This is a genomic window from Streptomyces chisholmiae, from assembly GCF_031845445.1.
Taxonomy (GTDB): Bacteria; Actinomycetota; Actinomycetes; order Streptomycetales; family Streptomycetaceae; genus Streptomyces; species Streptomyces chisholmiae.
Map to the genome: position 1 here is coordinate 67,451 of NZ_JAVREO010000004.1, position 21,405 is coordinate 88,855.

The 21,405-nt window shown below is 72.0% G+C and carries 15 protein-coding genes; 13 read left to right on the plus strand and 2 right to left on the minus strand.

Annotated features, from left to right (window positions below):
• Positions 1–12: 12 nt before the first annotated feature.
• Positions 13–717 (plus strand): ribonuclease HII, encoded by a 705-nt coding sequence (locus tag RM844_RS07765; RefSeq protein ID WP_311666206.1) that lies wholly within the window; start codon positions 13–15, stop codon positions 715–717.
• 19 nt (positions 718–736) lie between these two features.
• Here RM844_RS07765 and RM844_RS07770 read toward each other — a convergent pair whose 3' ends face one another.
• Positions 737–2,935 carry a RecQ family ATP-dependent DNA helicase gene (locus tag RM844_RS07770; RefSeq protein WP_311666207.1) on the minus strand — a complete coding sequence of 733 codons (2,199 nt, stop codon included), beginning with the start codon at positions 2,933–2,935 and terminating at the stop codon, positions 737–739.
• Positions 2,936–3,088: 153 nt separating this feature from the next.
• Between RM844_RS07770 and RM844_RS07775 the strand changes: the two genes are divergently transcribed.
• The 5 genes from RM844_RS07775 to RM844_RS07795 all read left to right on the plus strand — a co-directional run bounded on the left by RM844_RS07775 (position 3,089) and on the right by RM844_RS07795 (position 10,429).
• Positions 3,089–4,243 carry a DUF4192 domain-containing protein gene (locus RM844_RS07775; protein WP_311666208.1) on the plus strand — a complete coding sequence of 385 codons (1,155 nt, stop codon included), beginning with the start codon at positions 3,089–3,091 and terminating at the stop codon, positions 4,241–4,243.
• Positions 4,244–4,270: 27 nt separating this feature from the next.
• Positions 4,271–5,011, plus strand: a complete 741-nt coding sequence (locus RM844_RS07780) for an NUDIX hydrolase (protein WP_311666209.1) — start codon at positions 4,271–4,273, stop codon at positions 5,009–5,011.
• Positions 5,012–5,152: 141 nt separating this feature from the next.
• Positions 5,153–7,276: an ABC transporter ATP-binding protein gene (locus RM844_RS07785; protein ID WP_311666210.1), complete on the plus strand. Its 2,124-nt coding sequence runs from the start codon at positions 5,153–5,155 to the stop codon at positions 7,274–7,276.
• A gap of 245 nt (positions 7,277–7,521) precedes the next feature.
• A complete protein-coding gene (locus tag RM844_RS07790) occupies positions 7,522–8,493 on the plus strand; it encodes a FadR/GntR family transcriptional regulator (protein WP_311666211.1) in 972 nt (323 codons plus the stop codon).
• 310 nt (positions 8,494–8,803) lie between these two features.
• Complete coding sequence (locus tag RM844_RS07795; protein WP_311666212.1) at positions 8,804–10,429, plus strand: RNA polymerase sigma factor; 1,626 nt, start codon at positions 8,804–8,806, stop codon at positions 10,427–10,429.
• 182 nt (positions 10,430–10,611) lie between these two features.
• Here the strand turns inward: RM844_RS07795 and RM844_RS07800 are convergent, their stop codons facing one another.
• Entirely contained in the window at positions 10,612–10,842 is a 231-nt protein-coding gene (locus tag RM844_RS07800) for a DUF7455 domain-containing protein (RefSeq protein ID WP_311666213.1), read from the minus strand.
• A gap of 435 nt (positions 10,843–11,277) precedes the next feature.
• Here RM844_RS07800 and RM844_RS07805 point away from each other — a divergent pair, with 435 nt between their 5' ends.
• From RM844_RS07805 to RM844_RS07835, 7 genes are all read left to right on the plus strand, one after another.
• Positions 11,278–13,395 carry a DNA gyrase/topoisomerase IV subunit B gene (locus tag RM844_RS07805; protein ID WP_311666214.1) on the plus strand — a complete coding sequence of 706 codons (2,118 nt, stop codon included), beginning with the start codon at positions 11,278–11,280 and terminating at the stop codon, positions 13,393–13,395.
• Positions 13,396–13,489: 94 nt separating this feature from the next.
• Positions 13,490–14,512: a LacI family DNA-binding transcriptional regulator gene (locus tag RM844_RS07810; protein ID WP_311666216.1), complete on the plus strand. Its 1,023-nt coding sequence runs from the start codon at positions 13,490–13,492 to the stop codon at positions 14,510–14,512.
• A 98-nt stretch (positions 14,513–14,610) separates the two neighbouring features.
• Complete coding sequence (locus RM844_RS07815) at positions 14,611–15,978, plus strand: ABC transporter substrate-binding protein (RefSeq protein ID WP_311666217.1); 1,368 nt, start codon at positions 14,611–14,613, stop codon at positions 15,976–15,978.
• Positions 15,950–16,867 carry a carbohydrate ABC transporter permease gene (locus tag RM844_RS07820; RefSeq protein ID WP_311666219.1) on the plus strand — a complete coding sequence of 306 codons (918 nt, stop codon included), beginning with the start codon at positions 15,950–15,952 and terminating at the stop codon, positions 16,865–16,867. Before RM844_RS07815 ends, RM844_RS07820 begins: the two co-directional genes overlap by 29 nt.
• An 11-nt stretch (positions 16,868–16,878) precedes the next feature.
• A complete protein-coding gene (locus RM844_RS07825; protein WP_311666220.1) occupies positions 16,879–17,748 on the plus strand; it encodes a carbohydrate ABC transporter permease in 870 nt (289 codons plus the stop codon).
• A 35-nt stretch (positions 17,749–17,783) separates the two neighbouring features.
• Positions 17,784–19,385, plus strand: a complete 1,602-nt coding sequence (locus RM844_RS07830) for a glycoside hydrolase family 13 protein (protein WP_311666221.1) — start codon at positions 17,784–17,786, stop codon at positions 19,383–19,385.
• Positions 19,386–19,439: 54 nt separating this feature from the next.
• Positions 19,440–21,197 (plus strand): glycosyl hydrolase family 28-related protein, encoded by a 1,758-nt coding sequence (locus RM844_RS07835; protein WP_311666222.1) that lies wholly within the window; start codon positions 19,440–19,442, stop codon positions 21,195–21,197.
• The last annotated feature ends 208 nt before the right edge of the window (positions 21,198–21,405 follow it).

Consider the following 21,405-nt stretch of genomic DNA (forward strand, 5'->3'; position numbering starts at 1 on the left):
GTGGTCGGCGCCATGCCCTACCAGCCACCCACTCATCGCGTCGAGCGGTCGATCCGCGCCACCACCGGAGCCCGCCTGGTCGCCGGCGTGGACGAGGTCGGCCGGGGCGCCTGGGCCGGACCGGTCACGGTCTGCGCCGCGATCACCGGCCTCCGCCGCCCGCCGGAGGGCCTGACGGACTCCAAGCTGCTGACTCCGCTGAAACGCACGGCACTTGCCGAGGTGTTGACCGGCTGGGTGACCGCGCACGCCCTGGGGCATGCCTCGCCGCAGGAGATCGACCAGCTCGGGATGACCGCCGCCCTCCGGCTGGCGGCGACGCGCGCCCTGGCCGGGCTGCCGGAACAGCCGGACGCGGTGATCCTGGACGGGAAGCACGACTACCTCGGCGCTCCCTGGCGGGTGCGCACGGTGATCAAGGGCGACCAGTCCTGCGTCTCCGTGGCAGCCGCCTCGGTGATCGCCAAGGTCCACCGGGACGCCCTGGTGGCCGAACTCGCCGGGGAACATCCGGACTACGGCTTCGACAGCAACGCCGGCTACCCCTCGCCGACCCACCGGGCGGCGCTGGAGGAGTACGGCCCCACCGAACATCACCGCCGCTCCTGGGCCTACCTGGACGCGCTGCCGCGGTGGCGCCATCTGAGGCTCCCCTCGCATCGGGACGCCCTCGCCGACGAGTCCCTGGAGGACAGCGGCCAGCTCGGCATCTTCTGAGGCGGGGCGGGGGGTGTCATCAGCGCACCGCCAGCACCAGGGGCAGCACCTGCTCGGCGCCGGCGGCGCGCAGCAGCCGGGCACCGAGCGCGAGTGTCCACCCGGAGTCGGTGAAGTCGTCCACCAGCAGCAGCGGGCCGGGGTGCGTCTTGACCGCCTCCGTCAGCTCCGGTCCCAGCTCCAGCGAGTCGTGGAGGGCGTGCACCCGGCGGGCGCTGTTGCTCGGCCCGGGGGGCCGGTCGAAGGTGGCGGGACGCACCGCACCCAGCAGCGGCATGCGGCCCACCTGGGCGATGCCCTCGGCCAGTGACTCCACCAGCCGGGGCCTGCTCCGGGAGGCGACGAACACCACGCCGACCGGCCGTGGCATGGCGTCCGCCGCTTTGGACGCCCAGCCCCCCGGGCCCCGGGCCCAGTCGGCCAGGACCGTCACCACGGCGTCCAGCGCGTCCTCGGGCAGGGTGCTGTCCACGGCGTCCGGGCTGAGGAGCGGCCGCAGCCGGTCGCCCCAGCCGATGTCCGAGAGCCGGCCGAGGGCGCGCCCCACACCGGCCTGCTCACCGGCCGGGATGCGGCCCTTGAGGTCAACCCCCGCCGCCGGCAGGCCGGTCGGCCACATCCGGCGCGGCTCCACGGCGAGCCCCGGCCGGCGCAGCTCCCCGCGGGCCGCGTCCAAGGCGGCTGGGGAGACCTGGGCGTCGAAGCCCATGTCGGTGCAGTTGTCACAGCGGCCGCAGGGCGCCGCCTGCTCGTCGTCCAGTTGGCGGCGCAGCAGCTCCATCCGGCAGGCGCCGGTGGACGCGTACTCCCGCATGGCCTCCTGTTCGGCCTCCCGCTGGCGGGCCACCCAGGCGTAGCGCTCGGCGTCGTACCGCCAGTCGGCGCCGGTCGCGACCCAGCCGCCGCGCTCGCGGCGCACCGCCCCGTCGACATCGAGGACCTTCAGCATCATCTCCAGCCGGGACCGGCGCAGCTCGACCCGGGCCTCCAGCGCGGGCAGCGAGAGCGGCCGGCCGGCCTCGGCCAGCGCCGCCAGCGTCTGGCGGACCCGCTCCTCTGGGGGGAAGGCCAGCGAGCCGAAGTAGCGCCAGATCGCCTCGTCCTCCGGGCCCGGCAGCAGCAGCACCTCCGCGTGCTCCAGACCGCGACCGGCTCGACCGACCTGCTGGTAGTAGGCGATGGGCGAGGACGGCGAACCGAGGTGGATCACGAACCCCAGGTCGGGCTTGTCGAACCCCATGCCGAGCGCCGAGGTCGCCACCAGCGCCTTGACCCGGTTCGCCAGGAGATCGTCCTCGGCCGCCGCACGCTCGGCGGGCTCGGTGCGTCCGGTGTAGGCGGTGACGCGGTGTCCTCGGGCGGAGAGGTGGGCGGCCACCTCCTCGGCGGCGGCGACGGTCAGCGTGTAGATGATCCCGGAGCCGGGGAACTGGGCCAGATGGTCGTCCAACCAGGCGAGCCGGTGGGCCGCGTCCGGCAGCCTGAGAACGGACAGCCGCAGACTGGTGCGGTCCAGGGGGCCGCGGAGCACCAGCGCGTCGGCCCTCGCCTCCCCCGTGCCCAGCTGCTCCGCGACGTCCGCGGTGACCCGGGCGTTCGCGGTGGCCGTGGTGGCCAGCACCGGGACACCCTGGGGCAGTTCGCCGAGGATGGTACGGAGCCGGCGGTAGTCGGGGCGGAAGTCGTGGCCCCAGTCGGAGATGCAGTGGGCCTCGTCCACCACCAACAGGCCGGCCGTCGCGGCGAGCTGGGGGAGGACGTTGTCCCGGAAGTCCGGGTTGTTGAGGCGCTCGGGCGAGACAAGCAGCACGTCCAGCGCGCCGGCCGCGACCTCGGCCTGGACCGTTTCCCACTCCTCCGGGTTGGCCGAGTTGATCGTGCGAGCGCGGATGCCGGCCCGCTCGGCGGCGGCGATCTGGTTCCGCATCAGCGCGAGGAGGGGGGAGACAATGACCGTGGGGCCGGCACCCCCCTCCCGGAGCAGGGCCGTGGCCACGAAGTAGACGGCCGACTTGCCCCAGCCGGTGCGCTGCACCACGAGGGCGCGGCGGCGCTCGGCCACCAGCGCCTCGATGGCTCGCCACTGGTCGGGGCGGAGCCGCGCCGCCCCGGTCTCGTCGCCGATCAGCCGGGCGAGCACCGCGTCGGCCCTGACGTGGAGCTGCTCCCGGAGGTCGTTCGCTGCGGACGGGGGGTTCCCCGTGGTCTCGTCGGACATGGCGTCCATGCAAGCGGAAGTGCGGGCGCTTGGCGAATGACCCCTGTGGATAAACCGGTAATTCTTATGACGGGCGCGTAATTCGTATGACAGACGCGCGGAGCTGTGGACAAAACCCGGCACGATGTCGGAGGGAAGAGGCACTCTGCCTCCATGACACAACACAGCGAGTCCATCGCACCACTCACCGTCACCGACAATCAGGTCACCCTCAGCGGCCCGGCCGATCTGGCCGACGCGCTTCCCTACCTCCTGGGGTACCACCCGGACGACTCCATCGTGCTGCTCGGCCTGCACGGAGCCCAGGGCAAGCTCGGCGGCCGGGTCCGGCTCGGCATCCCGGCCGACCGGGAGAACTGGCCGGAGGCCGCCCGGCAGTTGGCGGCCTGTCTGGTCGAGAGCAGCGCCGCGCACGGGGCGCGCCCGGACGCCGCCGTTCTCTACCTCTGCCAGGACCCGCCGGAGGGCGGTGTCCCGCGGGAGACGGCCGAGCGGCTCCGCCCCCTCGCCCAGTTGCTGCGCACCGCCTGCGGCGAGCTTGAGGTCCCGGTCTGCGAGGCGCTCTACGTCACGCAGGAGCGCTTCCTCTCCTACTCGGCCCCCGAGGGGCAGCCGGAGGGCGAGGAGGTCAGCGCGCTCCCCCGGGAGGGCAGCTCGCCCATGGCCGCGGCCGCCGCCTTCGCCGGTGTCCAGGTCCGGGGCTCCCTCCGGGAGCTGCGCGCCCGGCTGACCCCGCTGGACGGGCGGGTGGCCGTTCAGCAGGAGCGTGGTTTCGACGAGGTGGTCGCCGTGCTGGCGCCGCGCATGGTCGGCTCGCGGGGCGAACAGGAGCTGGTCAGGGACGAGATGATGGCGCTGACGGAGCGGTTGCTGGACCGCTTCCAGCGGGTGCCGGCGCCGCGGGCCCCCGAGCCGGCGGCGGCCGACGCGCGGGATGACGCCCTGCTCACCTCCACCGAGGCCGCCAGCCTGATCGTCGGCCTCCAGGACCGGATGGTCCGGGATCTGGCCGCCGGCTGGATGGAGGGGCCCAACGCCCCGGTCGCCCTCCGGCTCTGGCGGGCTCTGGCCCGGCGCTGCGTCGGCACCTTCGAGTACCACGGTGCCGCTCCGCTCACGCTGGCCGGCTGGGTCAGCTGGTCCACCGGCGACGACGTGAGCGCGCGGGTGGCCCTGGCCCGGGCTCTGGAGCTCGATCCGGAGTACGTCTTCGCGCGGCTGTTGTACCAGGCCTGCAACGAGGAGGTCGATCCGGAGCCGCTGCGCGCGAGCCTGCGGCGGCAGTGGTCCGCCCATCGGCTCCGGTGACCCTGGTGGGGCCCCTATGATCACGACATGCCCTACGACCCGTCGGAGTTTCCGCCGTTCGCCGTCACCGTCGATCTGGTCGTTCTCACCGTCCGGCGTCATGCACTCTGTGCGCTTCTGGTGCGTCGTGGTGAGGACCCTTTTCGGGAACGGTGGGCTCTTCCCGGCGGTTTTGTGCGGACTGACGAGGATCTGGCGTCCGCCGCCGCGCGGGAGCTGGCGGAGGAGACGGGGCTGCGCACGCAGGACGCGGGCAGTTGGCCCGCCGGGGCGCACCTGGAGCAACTGGCCACCTACGGCGAGCCGGGCCGTGATCCCCGGATGCGGGTGGTCAGTGTGGCTCACCTGGTGCTCGCTCCGGACCTGCCGACGCCGACCCCCGGCGGGGACGCCGGGGGTGCCCAGTGGTGGCCGACCAGCGAGCTGTTGGGCTCGGCCGGGGATACCGCCGGCGAGGCTCTGGCCTTCGACCACACCCGCATCCTCGCCGACGGGGTCGAGCGCGCGCGGTCGAAGATCGAGTACTCGTCCCTAGCCGCCGCGTTCTGTCCACCCGAGTTCACCGTGGGGGAGTTGCGCAGGGTCTACGAGGCGGTCTGGGGAGTGCCGCTGGACCCGCGCAACTTCCACCGCAAGGTGACGGGCACGCCGGGCTTCCTTGTCCCCGTCGGTGGTACCACGACGCGGCAGGGGGGCCGTCCGGCCCAGCTGTTCCGGGCCGGCGGGGCCAGCGCGCTCAACCCCCCGATGTTGCGCCCGGAGGTCTGAGCCACGCTCGTGCCCGCTGGGGCGACGGGGCGGAGGAGGAGCGGGCCGCGGGCTCGGACGAGGTCGACAGTCCCGGCAAGTTGCCCAGAAAATTCCAAATGTCCCGTTATGGTGCAGAGTGCGCGATCAACGGGAGAATCGATGATCCAGGCCATCGGACTCACCAGTGCGTCGCGGCCCGGCGGACCGCCGGCCGTTGACGATCTCACCTTCGAAGCCGGACCCGGCGCCGTCACCGTGCTGCTCGGCCCGCCGGGAGCCGGCAAGTCCGCCGCGCTGCGGCTGATGCTCCAACTGGCGCCGGGGCGGGGTGTGGCTCTCTTCCGGGGGCGCCCGCTCTCCCGAGTGCCCCATCCCCAGCGGGAGATCGGCGTGCTGCTGGGCGATCTGCCAGGCCATCCGGGCCGGTCGGCGCGCGGGCATCTGCGGATGCTCGCCGCGGCGGCCGGGGTGCCGGCTGAGCGCGCCGACGAGGTCCTCGAGGTGGTGGGGCTCAGCGGGGTGGCGGACCAGCGGCTCGGCCGGTTCTCCCGGGGGATGGACCGTCGGCTGGGGCTCGCGGCCGCGCTGCTCGGTGACCCGCACACGCTGGTGCTCGACGAGCCGGACAACGGACTTTCCCCGCGTGAACGGGCTTGGCTGCACGGCTTGTTGCGTGGCTACGTCGAGCAGGGCGGAGCGGTGCTGCTGACCGCGACGGACGCCATGGAGGCGGCGCGGGTCGCGGACCGGGTGGTCAGCGTCGACGCCGGTCGACTCGTCGCCGACCAGCACGCCTCGGACTTCAGCCGCACCCGGCTGCGCCCCAGGGTCGTGGTGCGTACGCCACACGCCGAGCGGCTGGCCACCCTGCTGCGGCACCGGCTGGGAGCCTCCGGGCCCGTTGAGGTGGCCCAGGAGTCGGGCAACCGACTCGCGGTCTACGGCGGCGACCTGGCGGCGGTGGGCGAGGTGGCCCATCAGCACCGCATCGTGGTCCATCAACTCGCCGACGAGGTCGGCGACGTGGGGGACCGGGCGCCACTCGGCCCGCTGCACCGGGCGGACGGCCGGCCGGCCACCGTGGGCACGGCCCGGCGGGAGTCGCCCGCGACGGTGATCCTCACCCCCGGCGCCGGTGCGGCTGCCGCACTCGCCGGTCAGAGCGCCGCGGTACGCGTATCGGCGCGATCGGACACGGCGGTCACCGGGGAAGAGGCCGGGGAGGCCGGTGCGGAGCGGACGACCGACCGGCAGGCGGAGCGGGGCCAGGCCGAGAGCGCGGTTCGAGCGGCCGGCCCGGCCACCGACACACTGGTCGCGGCGGTCGGCGTCGCCCTCGCCTCGCCCGTCCCCGACCGGAGTGCCGAGCGGGCCGACGCGCCGAGATCGACGGGCGGCTGGGAGCGGCCGGCCGCCCCCGCCGGCGACCCGCCGACCCTGGCTATCGGCGCCCCCGCCCGGGGCGGGTCCCCGCAGCCCCGGCCGGCGTTGCCGCCGCCGCTGCCGGTGCTGCCGCCACCCGGCCCGAGTTGGCCGCTCCGCTACGAGCTGCGCCGCTGGGCCGGCGTCCGGTCCAGCTGGTGGATCATGGTCCTGGCGCTGGTCGCCGGGCTGGTCGCCGCCGTCGCGCTGGCCTGCGCCGGCTCCCAGCCGGCCGAGCGGGTGCTCACCGGCTGGGCGGAGCCGCTGCCGTTGCCGCCGGTCGCCCTGGCGGCCGGGCTGCTGGGCGCGCTGGCCTTCGGCCAGGAGTTCCGCTACCCGGCGCTGGCCGCGACCGGTGGCCAGGTGCCCCGTCGACTCTCCCTGCTCGTCGGGAAGTTGCTGGTCACCACCGGCTGCGCGCTGGCTCTCTGCGCGGCTGTGGTCGTGGTCGACTCCACCGCGCTCACACTGTTGCTGGGGACCCGCGGCCCGGAGCCGGCCTCCTGGGGCGCGGCCTTCCAGAGCGTCGCCGCGCTCTCCGTCGGCTGCGCCTGGGCCGGCCTGCTCGCGGCCGGCGTCTTCCGTTCCGGGCTGGCGGGCCTGGCCGCGGTGGCCGCCGTGCCGCTCGTGCTGGCCCCCGCGTTGCGGGCGGTCCTGGACAGCCCGCTCGGCGAGCGGCTCGACGGCCTGCCGGAACGGTTCAGCGAGCTGACGACCCTGCCCTTCGCCGCCGGCCTGGACCGTTGGCTCTCGGCCTCCGCGCCGTTCGCCTCCCCGCCCGTCGGCTGGGCCCTGGTGCTCTCCCTGGCGCTGCTGCTCGGTGGCTACGCGCTGCTCGGCCTGCGCGGTGGTCCGCGCTAGCGGCGGGGCCGGCCCGCGGCTGTTCCGGCGCGCCGCCCCGGCCGGTGATCGGCCGTGAACTGCCCTGTCCAGCCGGGCGGTTGGCGAACAGCGGTGCGAGGAACGGCCGATCAGGGCCCGTCGCCGCCGGCAAACCGGGCTGATCAGTGGGCCGGAACGCGCCCCGCTGATGCGCCTTGCACGAGGGAGTCCATTTCCTTCCGGTTAGACGTCAATTATGTGGGAGTCGCCGATCACCCTTTCGTGTGCTTTTCACCAAAGACCTCAAGGTGCCCAGCACGGCCGCCGACAAAGGAGGCGTGACTACCCTTGCGCACTCCATGATGACCGCCACCCGTTCCGCCGACTCCGGCCCCGGCCGGCCGGGCGAGTTCGACCGCTACTCCTACGCCGAGTCCACCGGCTCGGCCCGCACCACCAACGCCCCGGCCTGGGACAGCGGCGACTCCGAGCTGGGCCGGGTGGGCCGGCGCGCGGCCGGCAACCGGGGCCGTGGTCTGCACGGCCAACTGGTCCAGCAGCTTGGCCAGATGATCGTCTCCGGCGACCTCGGCGCCGACCGGCCGCTGGTGCCCGAGGAGATCGGCCAGCGCTTCGAGGTCTCCCGCACCGTGGTCCGGGAGTCGCTGCGGGTCTTGGAGGCCAAAGGGCTGGTGAGCGCCCGCCCCAACGTCGGCACCCGGGTCCGCCCCGTCGCCGACTGGAACCTGCTCGACCCGGACATCATCGAGTGGCGCGCCTTCGGGCCGCAGCGTGAGGACCAGCGCCGGGAGCTGTGCGAGCTGCGGCTGACCATCGAGCCGCTCGCCACCCGGCTGGCCGCCGCCGACACCCGGGACGAAGTCCAGCAGCGGCTGGGCGACATGGTGGACATCATGACCCACACCCTCGCCCAGGGGGACGCGTTGACCTTCGCCCGGGCCGATGCCGAGTTCCACGCGCTCATCCTCCAGTCCGCCGGCAACCGGATGCTGGAGCACCTTTCCGGGATCGTCGCCTCCGCTCTCCAGGTCTCCGGCGGCGCCGCCTCCGGCTGTGAGCACCCCACCGACGCGTCCGTCGCTCTGCACCAGCGGATCGTGGACGCCATCGGCGCCGGCGAGCCGCCGGCCGCCGAGACGGCGATGCGGCAGCTGCTCACCTTCTCCTCCGACGCGCCATCCGCGCCGGTCGCCCCCGGCGCTGACCACGTCGTTCCCGCCCCCCGCGAACACTGAGCCGACCGCCGGTCCGGGTGCTCGCCGGGCGTGGGGAGGACAGCGCGACGTGCGTCGCCGGGCCCGGATCGGGCAGGGCTCCGGCGGCGCGTCCGGCTGGGCCCGCTACAGTCGAGCCTGCGATGTGACTCGGGACACGTGGAAGCCGCGTAACGCTTCGGGGAGCAGCGCGATGAACCTAGAGGTGGCAGCAGCGTCCGGAGCGTCCGGTCGTGGCTCCGCCGCCACTGCCGTCGGCGTTATCCCCATCGCCGGTAGTGGCCCCGCTTCCATCAAGCGGGCCTAAGCCGTTCCCTGAGTTTCCGAGAGGTTGTTCGTGTCGGCCAGCACTTCCCGTACTCTCCCCGCAGAGATCGCCGAGTCAAATTCTGTGATGGCGCTCATCGAACGGGGAAAGGCTGAGGGGCAGATCGCCGGCGACGATGTGCGCCGGGCCTTCGAGGCTGACCAGATCCCGTCAACCCAGTGGAAGAACGTTCTGCGCAGCCTCAACCAGATCCTCGACGAGGAGGGCGTGACGCTGATGGTGAGTGCCGCCGAGGCGCCGAAGCGCACCCGGAAGAGTGTCGCCGCGAAGACGACGGCCAAGCGCACCGCGACCAAGACGGTCGCGGCCAAGACCGCGCCGGTCAAGAAGGCCACCGCGTTGGCCCCACCCGAGGAGTCGGACGCCACGACGCCGCGTTCGGGCGTCGAAGGTTCGGCCGCCGAGGCCGGAGCGGGCAAGGCGACCGCCAAGAAGTCGGTGGCGAAGAAGGCCGCGGCCAAGAAGGCTCCGGCCAAGAAGGCCGCGGCGAAGAAGGCGGTACCGGCCAAGAAGGCCGGCGGCAAGAAGGCGGACTCCAAGAAGGAGCTCGTCGACGAGTTCCTTGAAGGCGAGGACGAGAGCACCGACGAGCCGGCGGAGCGCGCCGCTCGCGCGGGCGCGTCCGCCGAGGGGCCCGAGGGCAAGCAGGAGAACGAGGGCTTCGTCCTCTCCGACGACGACGAGGACGACGCCCCGGCCCAGCAGGTGGCCGCGGCCGGTGCCACCGCGGACCCGGTCAAGGACTACCTCAAGCAGATCGGCAAGGTCCCCCTGCTCAACGCCGAGCAGGAGGTCGAGCTGGCCAAGCGGATCGAGGCGGGTCTCTTCGCCGAGGACAAGCTGGCCGGTGCCGACAAGATCGCGCCCAAGCTCAAGCACGAGCTGGAGATCATCTCCGAGGACGGCCGCCGGGCCAAGAACCACCTGCTGGAGGCCAACCTCCGGCTGGTGGTCTCGCTGGCCAAGCGCTACACCGGCCGCGGCATGCTCTTCCTGGACCTGATCCAGGAGGGCAACCTGGGTCTGATCCGCGCGGTGGAGAAGTTCGACTACACCAAGGGCTACAAGTTCTCGACCTACGCGACCTGGTGGATCCGGCAGGCGATCACCCGCGCCATGGCCGACCAGGCCCGCACCATCCGGATTCCGGTGCACATGGTCGAGGTCATCAACAAGCTGGCGCGGGTCCAGCGGCAGATGCTCCAGGACCTCGGGCGGGAGCCGACTCCGGAGGAGCTGGCCAAGGAGCTGGACATGACCCCCGAGAAGGTGGTCGAGGTCCAGAAGTACGGCCGGGAGCCGATCTCGCTGCACACCCCGCTCGGCGAGGACGGCGACAGCGAGTTCGGTGACCTCATCGAGGACTCCGAGGCCGTGGTGCCCGCCGACGCGGTCAGCTTCACCCTGCTCCAGGAGCAGCTGCACTCCGTGCTGGACACGCTCAGCGAGCGGGAGGCCGGGGTGGTCTCGATGCGCTTCGGGCTGACCGACGGGCAGCCCAAGACGCTGGACGAGATCGGCAAGGTCTACGGCGTCACCCGGGAGCGCATCCGGCAGATCGAGTCCAAGACCATGTCCAAGCTGCGGCACCCCTCGCGGTCCCAGGTCCTCCGGGACTACCTGGACTGACGGGCCGATCCGGTCCCCGCGACAACGGCTGGCCGGCGCCCTTCACGGGGCGCCGGCCAGCCGTTGCCGTGTGCCGCGTGGACGCGCGGGCATGGGAAACGGGCGGTCACCTCCGGTGGCTGGAGGTAACCGCCCGTCGCCGGTCGGGTCGGACCGAGCCCGTCAAGGGTGAGACGTCAAGGTCAACGCTCGTCTTCCTGGGCGCTCGCGGGGGTGGCCGTGAGCTTCTCCGTCTCGTCCTGTATCTCAGCGGCGATCTTCTTGAGTTCTGGCTGGAACTTGCGGCCGTGGTGAGCGCAGAAGAGCAGCTCTCCGCCGCTGAGGAGGACCACACGCAGATACGCCTGGGCGCCGCAGCGATCGCAGCGGTCCCCAGCGGTCAGCGGGGTCGCGGGGGTCAGAACAGTAGTCACGTCGCCTCTTCTCTAGCTCGACGAGCTGTCGTACCAGGGACAACATCCAACCAGGCCGAGAACGTTCCCGCTCGCGGCTTCTCGACGGAAAAGGCTCCGAACGAGTTGACCGGACGCTGCCCGGTGGCGGCGAATGTGCCGTATTGCGTGTGTGGGTTCTTGCTTCGTATGACGCGTTGCCTCGTGTGTTTGTTCCCGGCTACCTCGCTGTGTCGGGATGTCCACCTTCGTTCAGGAGGACGTTTCCGGAGCCTAGAGGGTTCATGCCCCGAAGGGAACGTGATGTACACGTCACCCCCAAGGCCTGAATCGAACGGTTGAGCGATTCTCGGCTACCCTGATCTTCCCGGGGAGCCGCACAACCCCTCTACTAGGCCTCGGTACCCTCTGAGCGGTACTCCGCCACATCTCAGAATTAAGCGAGGAGCGAACCGCGTGACCGCCGACACCTCCGTGCCGTCCACCGCACTGCTGACCGGGGCCGATCCGGGGGGCACGTACACCGCGCGTCACCTGCTGGTTCTGGAGGGGCTTGAGGCGGTGCGCAAGCGGCCCGGCATGTACATCGGCTCCACCGACAGCCGCGGCCTGATGCACTGCCTCTGGGAGATCATCGACAACTCCGTTGACGAGGCGCTGGGCGGCCACTGCGACCGCATCGAGGTGCTGCTGCACGCGGACGGCTCCGTGGAGGTCCGGGACAACGGGCGGGGTATCCCGGTGGACGTGGAGCCCAAGACCGGCCTCTCCGGCGTCGAGGTCGTGATGACCAAGCTGCACGCCGGCGGCAAGTTCGGCGGCGGCTCCTACGCGGCCTCAGGCGGCCTGCACGGCGTCGGCGCCTCCGTGGTGAACGCGCTCTCCGCCCGGCTGGACGTGGAGGTGGACCGGGGCCCCAAGAGCTACCTGATCAGCTTCCGGCGCGGCACCCCGGGGATCTTCACCGAGTCCGGCCCCGACGCCCCCTTCGAGCCGACCAGCGGGCTGCGCGCCGGCAAGCGGATCCCCAAGACGCGTACCGGTACCCGGGTGCGTTACTGGGCGGACCGGCAGATCTTCCTCAGGGACGCCCGGCTCTCCCTGGAGACCCTGTACGCCCGCGCCCGGCAGACGGCCTTCCTGGTGCCGGGGCTGACCATCACGGTGAGCGACCAGCGCGGTATCGACGGTGCCGAGCACACCACCGAGGTGTTCCGCTACGACGGCGGGATCAGCGAGTTCTGCGAGTACCTGGCGGCCGACCGGGCGGTCTGCGACGTGCTGCGGCTGCGGGGCCAGGGGGCCTTCAAGGAGACCGTGCCGGTCCTGGACGACCGGGGGCACATGATCCCCACCGAGGTGCGGCGGCAGCTGGACGTGGACGTGGCGCTGCGCTGGGGGACGGGCTACGAGAGCACGGTCCGCTCGTTCGTGAACATCATCGCCACCCCCAAGGGCGGCACCCACGTGACCGGCTTCGAGCGGGCGCTGCGCGGCACGGTCAACGAGGTGCTGCGCTCGACCAAGCTGCTGCGGGTGGCCGAGGACGACGTGGCCAAGGACGACGTGCTGGAGGGCCTCACGGCGGTGGTCACGGTGCGGCTCGCCGAGCCGCAGTTCGAGGGCCAGACCAAGGAGGTCCTCGGTACCTCGGCCGCCACGCGGATCGTGGCGCAGGTGGTCGCCAAGGAGCTGAAGGCCTTCCTGACCTCCACCAAGCGGGACGACAAGCAGCAGGCCAGGGCCGTGCTGGAGAAGGTCGTGGCCGCGGCCAGGACGCGGATCGCCGCGCGCCAGCACAAGGAGGCGCAGCGCCGGAAGACGGCCCTGGAGTCCTCCTCCCTGCCGGCGAAGCTGGCCGACTGCCGCAGCGATGACGTGGAGCGCAGCGAGCTGTTCATCGTCGAGGGCGACAGCGCGCTGGGCACCGCCAAGCTGGCCAGGAACAGCGAGTTCCAGGCGCTGCTGCCGATCCGGGGCAAGATCCTCAACGTGCAGAAGTCGTCGGTCTCCGACATGCTCAAGAACGCCGAGTGCGGTGCCATCATCCAGGTGATAGGAGCCGGGTCCGGGCGGACCTTCGACATCGACCAGGCCCGCTACGGACGGGTGATCTTCCTGGCGGACGCGGACGTGGACGGCGCGCACATCCGGTGCCTGCTGCTCACCCTCTTCCAGCGCTACATGCGGCCGATGGTGGAGCAGGGCCGGGTGTTCTCGGCGGTCCCGCCGCTGCACCGGATCGAGCTGAGCAACCCCAAGCGCGGCCAGGAGAAGTACCACTACACCTACTCGGACAACGAACTCCGCCAGACCCTGCTGGACTTCGAGCGGCGCGGGGTGCGCTACAAGGACTCCATCCAGCGCTACAAGGGACTGGGCGAGATGGACGCGGACCAGCTGGCCGAGACCACCATGGACCCGCGCAAGCGCACGCTGCGCCGGATCAACATCGGTGACCTGGAGGCGGCGGAGGAGGCGTTCAGCCTGCTGATGGGCAACGAGGTGGCGCCGCGGCGGGAGTTCATCACGGAGTCGGCGGCGACCCTGGACCGCTCCCGGATCGACACCTGAGCCCCGCGCCGGTGGTCCGGTCGCGCTCGCGCTGACCAGGCCACCGGCGCCCCCGCCGCAAATTTGTTGCGCATTTTGCGTTAGCCTTGCGAATATGACGCGACGACTTGCCCAGGTGGCGCAGAAGGTGGGCGTGAGCGAGGCCACGGTCAGCCGGGTCCTCAACGGGAAGCCGGGGGTCTCCGAGGCCACCCGGCAGGCCGTGCTCACCGCGCTCGACGTGCTCGGCTACGAGCGCCCCACCCAACTGCGTGGCGAGCGAGGCCGGTTGGTCGGCCTGATCCTGCCCGAGCTGCAGAACCCGATCTTCCCCGCGTTCGCCGAGGTGCTCGGCGGAGTGCTGGCCCAGCGTGGCCTGGTCCCGGTGCTGTGCACGCAGACCCCGGGCGGCATCCAGGAGACCGACTACGTCGACCTGCTGCTACAGCAGCAGGTGTCCGGCGTGGTCTTCGCCGGCGGGCACTACGCGCAGGCGGACGCGTCGCACGACCACTACCGGCTGCTCGCCGAGCGGCGGTTGCCGGTGGTGCTGATCAACGCCTCGGTGCCCGGGCTCGGTTTCCCGCGGGTCTCCTGCGACGACGCGGTCGCCGCCGAGCAGGCGTGGCGCCACCTGGTCTCGCTGGGGCACGAGCGGATCGGCCTGGTGCTGGGCCCGGCGGACCACGTGCCGTCGCAGCGCAAGCTGGCGGCGGCCCGGGCCGCCGCCGAGGCGGCCGGCGGCGAGCTGCCGGACGAGCGGGTGGCCCGGGCGATGTACACCCTGGAGGGCGGTCAGGCGGCGACCGCGTCCCTGCTGGCCACGGGCGTGACCGGGGTGATCTGTGCCAGTGACGTGATCGCGCTGGGCGCGATCCGGGCAGCCCGGCGGCGGGGGCTCTCGGTGCCGGAGGACCTGTCCGTGGTGGGCTTCGACGACTCCGCGCTGATGACCTGCACCAGCCCGCCGTTGAGCACGGTGCGGCAGCCGATCGAGGCGATGGGCCGGGCGGCTGTCGAGGTGCTGGTGGCCCAGTTCGGCGGGCGGGACGTGGCGCGGGACGAGCTGCTCTTCGAACCCGAGCTGGTGGTACGGGAGTCCACCGGCCAGGCGCCTGAGCGGGGCCGCCCCGCCTAAGTCGTTTTTTTGCAATCTCAGCGCAGATTATTGCGCGTCTCTGCTGTCGGTGGTTGAGTGTGCGGCACCTCAGGACTGTGCCCACGAAGGGGTCACCGATGACACGTCGCGCACACCGGCGTACCCGCCGCGCTCTGGCCACGACCGCCGTCCTCGCCGTCACGCTGGCCGCCTGTTCATCGGGCGGCGACGGCGGGGACGGGGACGGCCGGGTCACCCTGCACATCAACGGCCAGCCGCCCAACACGGACGAGCGCGAGCTGCGGGTCTTCCTCGCCGAGATCGAGGCCTTCGAGGCGGCGCACCCGGAGATCGACATCGTGCCGCACGAGGGCTTCATGGAGCCCGAGACGTTCAACACCCGGGTCGCCGGTGGCGATCTGGAGGACGTCTTCTACGTCTACTTCACCGACCCGGCCGGGATCATCGAGCAGGGCTACGCGGCGGACATCACCGACTACCTCGCCGACGTCCCCCATCTCGACCAGGTCCGCCCGGAGTTGCACGAGGTGTTCCAGGACGAGGCGGGGCGGCAGTACGGCATACCGACCGCCAACTACTCGATGGGCCTGCTCTACAACCGCGAGCTGTTCGAACGCGCCGGGCTCGATCCGGACGCGCCGCCCACCACCTGGGCCGAGGTGCGCGCGGCCTCGGCGGCCATCGCGGAGCTGGGCGGCGGCGTCGTCGGATACGGCGAGTGCACCACAGAGAACACCGGCGGCTGGCACCTGACCAGCGAGATCTACTCCACCGGCGGGGCGGTCGCCGAGCCGGACGGGGACGGCTGGCGGGCCGCCTTCAACACCCAGGCGACGGTCGCCCTGTTGACCAACCTGCACGCCATGCGCTGGACGGACGACTCGATGGGCAGTGACCAGATGCGGTCCTGCGAGGACGTCATGGTGCAGATGGGGGCCGGCCAGCTGGGCATGTACCTGGCCGCGCCGGACAACCTGCCGACGCTGGTCCGGCAGTACGACGGCTCCTACGAGAACCTGGGCCTGGCGGCCATCCCGGAACAGGGCGGCACACTGCTCGGCGGCGAAGGGTACATGATCAACGCCGGCGCCTCGGAGGAGCAGATCGAGGCGGCGCTGACCTGGCTCCAGTGGCGCTTCGTCAACCCGGACGAGATCGAGCGCCGGATCGCGGAGAGCGCGGCCGACGAGCTGCCGGTCGGCCTGCCCACGCCGCCCACCCCCGACATCTGGGTGGACGGTGAACTGCGGGACGGCGTCGAGGCGTTGAAGACCGAGCACGCCAACGTCCCGGTGGAGCACGTGCGGCCGTTCATGGACGCCGCCCCCACCGTCGAGGGTCGGATCGAGCCGCCGCGGGCGCAGGAGGTCTACGCGATCCTGGACAACGTGATGCAGGGCGTGCTGACCGACGAGGGCGCCGACGTCCAGGGCCTGCTCGACGAAGCCGAGGCCAATGTCAACCGGGTCTACGGCGCCTCCTGAGATGGCCGCTCCCGCCTCCCGGCGGCGACGCCTCGGCGAACACGTCACCGCCTACGGGTTCCTCAGCGCCGCCCTCGTGGTCTTCGCCGTCTTCGCCTGGTACCCGGTCGTCCGCAACCTCGTCCTGAGCTTCCAGGAAGTCAACTTCGTCCGCGGGTCGAGCTGGGTCGGGCTGGACAACTTCCGCTACGTCTTCGAGGACCCGCTCTTCGGACAGGCCTGGCGGAACAGCGCGGTCTTCACCCTCTACGCGCTGCTGCTGGGCTTCGGCGTGCCGTTCGCCCTGGCGCTGCTGATCAACGAGTTCCGGCACGCGCGGGCCTACTTCCGGGTGCTGGTCTACCTGCCGGTGATGCTGCCGCCGGTGGTCGTCGCCCTGATGTGGCGGTGGTTCTACCAGCCGGAGGGCGGCCTGATCAACGAGGTGTTCGGCACGGTGGGGCTGCCCACCGGGGAGTGGACCAACTCCTCGTCCACCGCGCTGGTCTCGCTGGTGATCGTCTCCACCTGGGCCAACCTGGGCACCGCCACCCTGATCTACCTGGCGGCGCTCCAGACCATTCCGGGCGAGCTGTACGAGGCGGCCGAACTGGAGGGCGCCGGCCTCTGGCGGCGGATCTGGCACGTGACCATCCCGCAGACCCGGTTCGTGATCCTGATGCTGTTGCTGCTCCAGGTCGTCGCCACCATGCAGGTCTTCACCGAGCCCTTCGTGATGACCGGCGGCGGGCCGCAGGACTCGACGGTCACGGTCATGTTGCTCATCTACCGCTACGCCTTCGTCTACAACAACTTCGGCGCCGCCAGCGCCATGAGCCTGCTGTTGCTGGTGGTCCTCGCCGTCTTCTCCGCCGCCTACCTGCGGGTCACCCGCAGCCGGCAGCCCTGAGGGAGGCTCAGTTGCGCACGCTGGTACGCCCCGCGGTGCTCCGCACCCCCCGTGGCCGACTGGTCTACTGGTCACTGTTCACGATCGCGATCGTCTTGTTCGCTGTCGCTTTTCTCATCCCGCTCTACTGGATGGTCACCGGTGGCCTCAAGAGTTCGCCGGAACTGGCCCGCAACCCGCCCACCTACGTGCCCGAGGAATGGCATCCGGGAAACTACACGGACACCTGGGACCGGCTGGAGCTGGCCCGGTACTTCGGTAACACCCTGGTGCTGATCGGTGGTGCCTGGCTGCTCAGTCTGGCGATCCAGCTGCCGGCCGCCTACGCCCTGTCGAAACTGCGGCCGCGGTTCGGCCGGATCGTGCTGGGCCTGATGCTGGTGACGTTGATGGTGCCGGCCACCGCCCTGCTGATCCCCACCTATCTGACGGTCACCGACGTGCCGTTCCTCGGGGTGAACCTGATCAACAACCCCGCCGCCGTCTGGTTGCCGGCCGCGGCCAACGCGTTCAACATCTACGTGCTGAAGAACTTCTTCGACCAGTTGCCGGACGAGTTGCTCGACGCCGCGCGGATCGACGGCGCGGGGGCGTTGGCCACCATGTGGCGGATCATCCTGCCGCTGTCGCGGCCGATCATCGCCGTGGTGTCAATCCTGTCGGTCACCGCGCTGTGGCGGGACTTCCTCTGGCCGATGGTGGTGCTGCCCGATCCGGCCAAGCAGCCCATCACCGTCTATCTCCAGCGCATCGCGGACACCACGTCGCTCAACATGCTGATCGCCGCAATGGTGGTGGCGAGCATTCCGCTCGTGGTGGTCTTCCTGATCTTCCAGCGTCACATTCTCGCCGGTCTCACGGCCGGCAGCCTCAAGGGCTGAACACGCGCGAGCCGATCACGCGAAAGGAACACTTCGTGTCGCACAACGACGATGCCTGGTGGCGGTCAGCCGCCATCTACCAGGTCTACGTTCGCAGCTTCGCGGACGGTAACGGTGACGGTACGGGCGACCTCGCCGGGGTCCGCGCCCGACTGCCCTATCTGGCCGAACTCGGCGTGCGGGCCCTGTGGTTCACGCCCTGGTACGTCTCCCCGCTGGCCGACGGCGGCTACGACGTCGCGGACTACCGGGCCATCGACCCCGCCTTCGGCACCCTGGCGGAGGCGGAGAAGCTGATCGCCGAGGCGCGTGACCTGGGCCTGCGCACCATCGTGGACGTGGTGCCCAACCACGTCTCCGCCGAGCACGCCTGGTTCCGGGCCGCGCTGGCCGCGCCCCCCGGCAGCCCGGAACGGGAGCTGTTCCACTTCCGGCCCGGGCGCGGCCCGGACGGCGCGGAACCGCCCAACACCTGGCGCTCCGAGTTCGGCGGGCCGGCCTGGACCCGTTCCACCGCGCCGGACGGCGGCCCGGGGGAGTGGTACCTGCATCTGTTCGCGCCCGGCCAGCCGGACCTCAACTGGGCGCACCCGAGGGTCAGGCAGGAGCACGAGGAGATCCTGCGCTTCTGGTTCGAGCGGGGCGTGGCCGGGGTCCGGATCGACTCGGCGGCGCTGCTCGCCAAGGACCCGGAGCTGCCCGACTTCGACCCGGAGACGGACCCCCACCCGTTCGTGGACCGGGACGAACTGCACGACATCTACCGCTCCTGGCGGCGGGTGGCCGACGCCTACCGGGGCGTGCTGATCGGCGAGCTGTGGCTGCCTGACACCCGGCGGTTCGCCCGCTACCTGCGGCCCGACGAGCTGCACACCGCCTTCAACTTCGACTTCCTGGCCTGCCCCTGGCAGCCGGCCCGGCTGCGCGCCTCCATCGACGGGACGCTGGCCTCGCACGCGGGGGTCGGCGCGCCGGCCACCTGGGTGCTGGCCAACCACGACATCACCCGCACGGTCACCCGTTACGGCCGCGCCGACACGGGCTTCGCGTTCGCCGCCAAGCGCTTCGGCACCCCGACCGACCTGGCGCTCGGCGCCCGCAGGGCCCGGGCGGCGGCGCTGCTGACGCTCGCGCTGCCCGGGTCGGTCTACCTCTACCAGGGCGAGGAGTTGGGCCTGCCGGAGGCCGAGGTGCCGCGCGAGCGGATCGTCGACCCGATGCACGACCGGTCGGGCGGCGTCGATCCGGGGCGGGACGGCTGCCGGGTGCCGCTGCCCTGGTCCGGCCAGCGTCCGCCGTACGGCTTCGGCGGCGCCGACACCTGGCTGCCGCAACCGGCTGACTGGGCCGGCCACACCGTCGAGGCCCAGGCCGCCGACCCCGAATCCGCGCTCAGCCTCTACCGGGCCGCGCTCCGACTGCGCCGCGGCTGGCCGGCCGGAGCCGGCGACCTGACCTGGCTGGACTCGCCGGCGGACGCCCTGGTCTTCGCCCGTGACCACGGGTTGGTCTGTGCGGTCAACCTGGGGGCCGAGCCGCTGCCGTTGCCACCCCACCAAGCCGTCCTGCTGAGCAGCGGCCCGCTGGACGACGCGGGCCGGCTGCCGCGGGACACGGCGGTCTGGCTGCGGGTCTGAACGACCCGCGGCCGGGCCGCCCGCACCCCCACCCCTCCCAGGAAAGGGACTGTCATGAGCACACCAATAGCGCGGCGGCGCTGGCGCGCGGCGGGCGTGGCCTCGGCCGGCGTCGTGCTGCTCGGCATCGTGGCACCGACGGGCACGGCCACCGCCGACCCGGCGGAGCCGACCACTCCACCGACCCCGACCGTCGGGGCACAACTCCCCTTTGTCACCCAGGAAGCCGAGGCCGCCGAGCACGACGGCACGCTGCTCGGCCCCGACATCACCCAGGGCACCGTCGCCTCCGAGGCGTCCGGGCGCACCGCCGTCGAGCTCACCGCCGGTCAGCGCGTCACCTTCACCCTGACGGAGGCGGCCAACGCGGCCACCGTCACCTACAACGTGCCGGAGGGCGCCGAGAGCGCGCTGACCGTCTCGGTCAACGGCACGCCGCCAGCCGAGACCGTGCCGGTCAACTCCCGGTACCAGTACTTCGAGGCGCCCTGGATCGCCGGCTCCACCACCCACCACTTCTTCACCCACGCCCGGGTCGAGCTGGGCCAGGACCTGGCCGCGGGGGACACCGTCACCTTCGAGGCCAGCGGCCAGGTGACCCTCGACACCGCCGACTTCGAGCTGGTCGCGCCGCCGGCCGAGGCACCCGCCGGCGCGCTCGACGTCACCGAGCTGGGCGCCGACCCGACCGGCCGGACGGACTCCAGCCAGGCGTTCGTGGAAGCCGTGGCCCGGGGCCGCGGCGGGGTGGTCTGGATCCCGCCGGGCGACTACCAGGTCAACCAGCCGCTCTACCTGGAGAACGTCACCCTGCGGGGCGCCGGGCACTGGCACTCCGTCGTGCACAGCTCCCGCCTGGTCAACCAGGGGGAAAGCCCGGGCAACGTGCACCTCGCCGACTTCGCCGTGCTCGGCGACGTCACCGAGCGGGTGGACAGCAACCCGGACAACTTCGTCAACGGCTCCCTGGGCCCGAACTCCTCCGTCTCCGGCATGTGGCTCCAGCACCTCAAGGTCGGCCTCTGGCTGACCGGCACCAACACCGACCTGGTCGTCGAGGACAACCGCATCGTGGACATGGCGGCCGACGGCCTCAACCTCAACGGCAACGCCGACGGCGCCCAGGTCAGGAACAACTACCTGCGCAACACCGGGGACGACGCGCTCGCCATGTGGTCGCTGCCGCAGGCCAACCGCGACTCGACCTTCGCCGGCAACACCGTGATCCAGCCCAACCTGGCCAACGGCATCGCCATCTACGGTGGTGAGGACATCACCGTCACCGGCAATCTGGTGCGGGACACCAACGCCCTCGGCAGCGGCATCGCCATCTCCAACCAGGCGTTCATGCAGCCCTTCTTCCCGCTCGCCGGCACCATCACGGTGGACGGGAACACCCTGGTCCGTGCCGGGGCGCACAACCCCAACTGGGACCACCCGATGTCCGCCCTGCGGGTGGACGCCTACAACCACCCCATCGAGGCGGACGTCCTGATCACCGACACCACCGTGCTGGACAGCCCCTGGAGCGCCTTCCAGTTCGTCTCCGGTGGCGGCACCGGGCTGGCCACCGACCGGGTGACCATCGATGGCGCCCGGGTGGACGGCGTCGGGACCGTGGTGCTCCAGGCCGAGACGACCGGGGAGGTGACCGTCCGGGGGCTGACCGCAGAGAACGTCGGCGTCGCCGGCGTCTACAACTGCCCCTTCCCGGCCGGCAACCCGCCGCTGACCATCAACGACGGCGGGGGCAACACCGGCCTCGACACCACCTGGGAGGACTGCTCGACCTGGCCGCGGCCGCCGGCGTAGGCGCCCGGGCCCGCTGACCTCGCGGCAGCGGGAACGCCCCGGCGGTCGCTCGTGGAGCCGCCGGGGCGTTCCGGCGCCCGACCGCCCGGGCCGGGCGCGCGGGACCACCGGGCGACCCGCGCGCTGGATCGCCTAGGGTGACCAGCGCGCGGGCGGCGCCGGCCCGCGCGCCGGAGGCGTCGAGAGGCGAAGTGAGGAGTCCACGCCC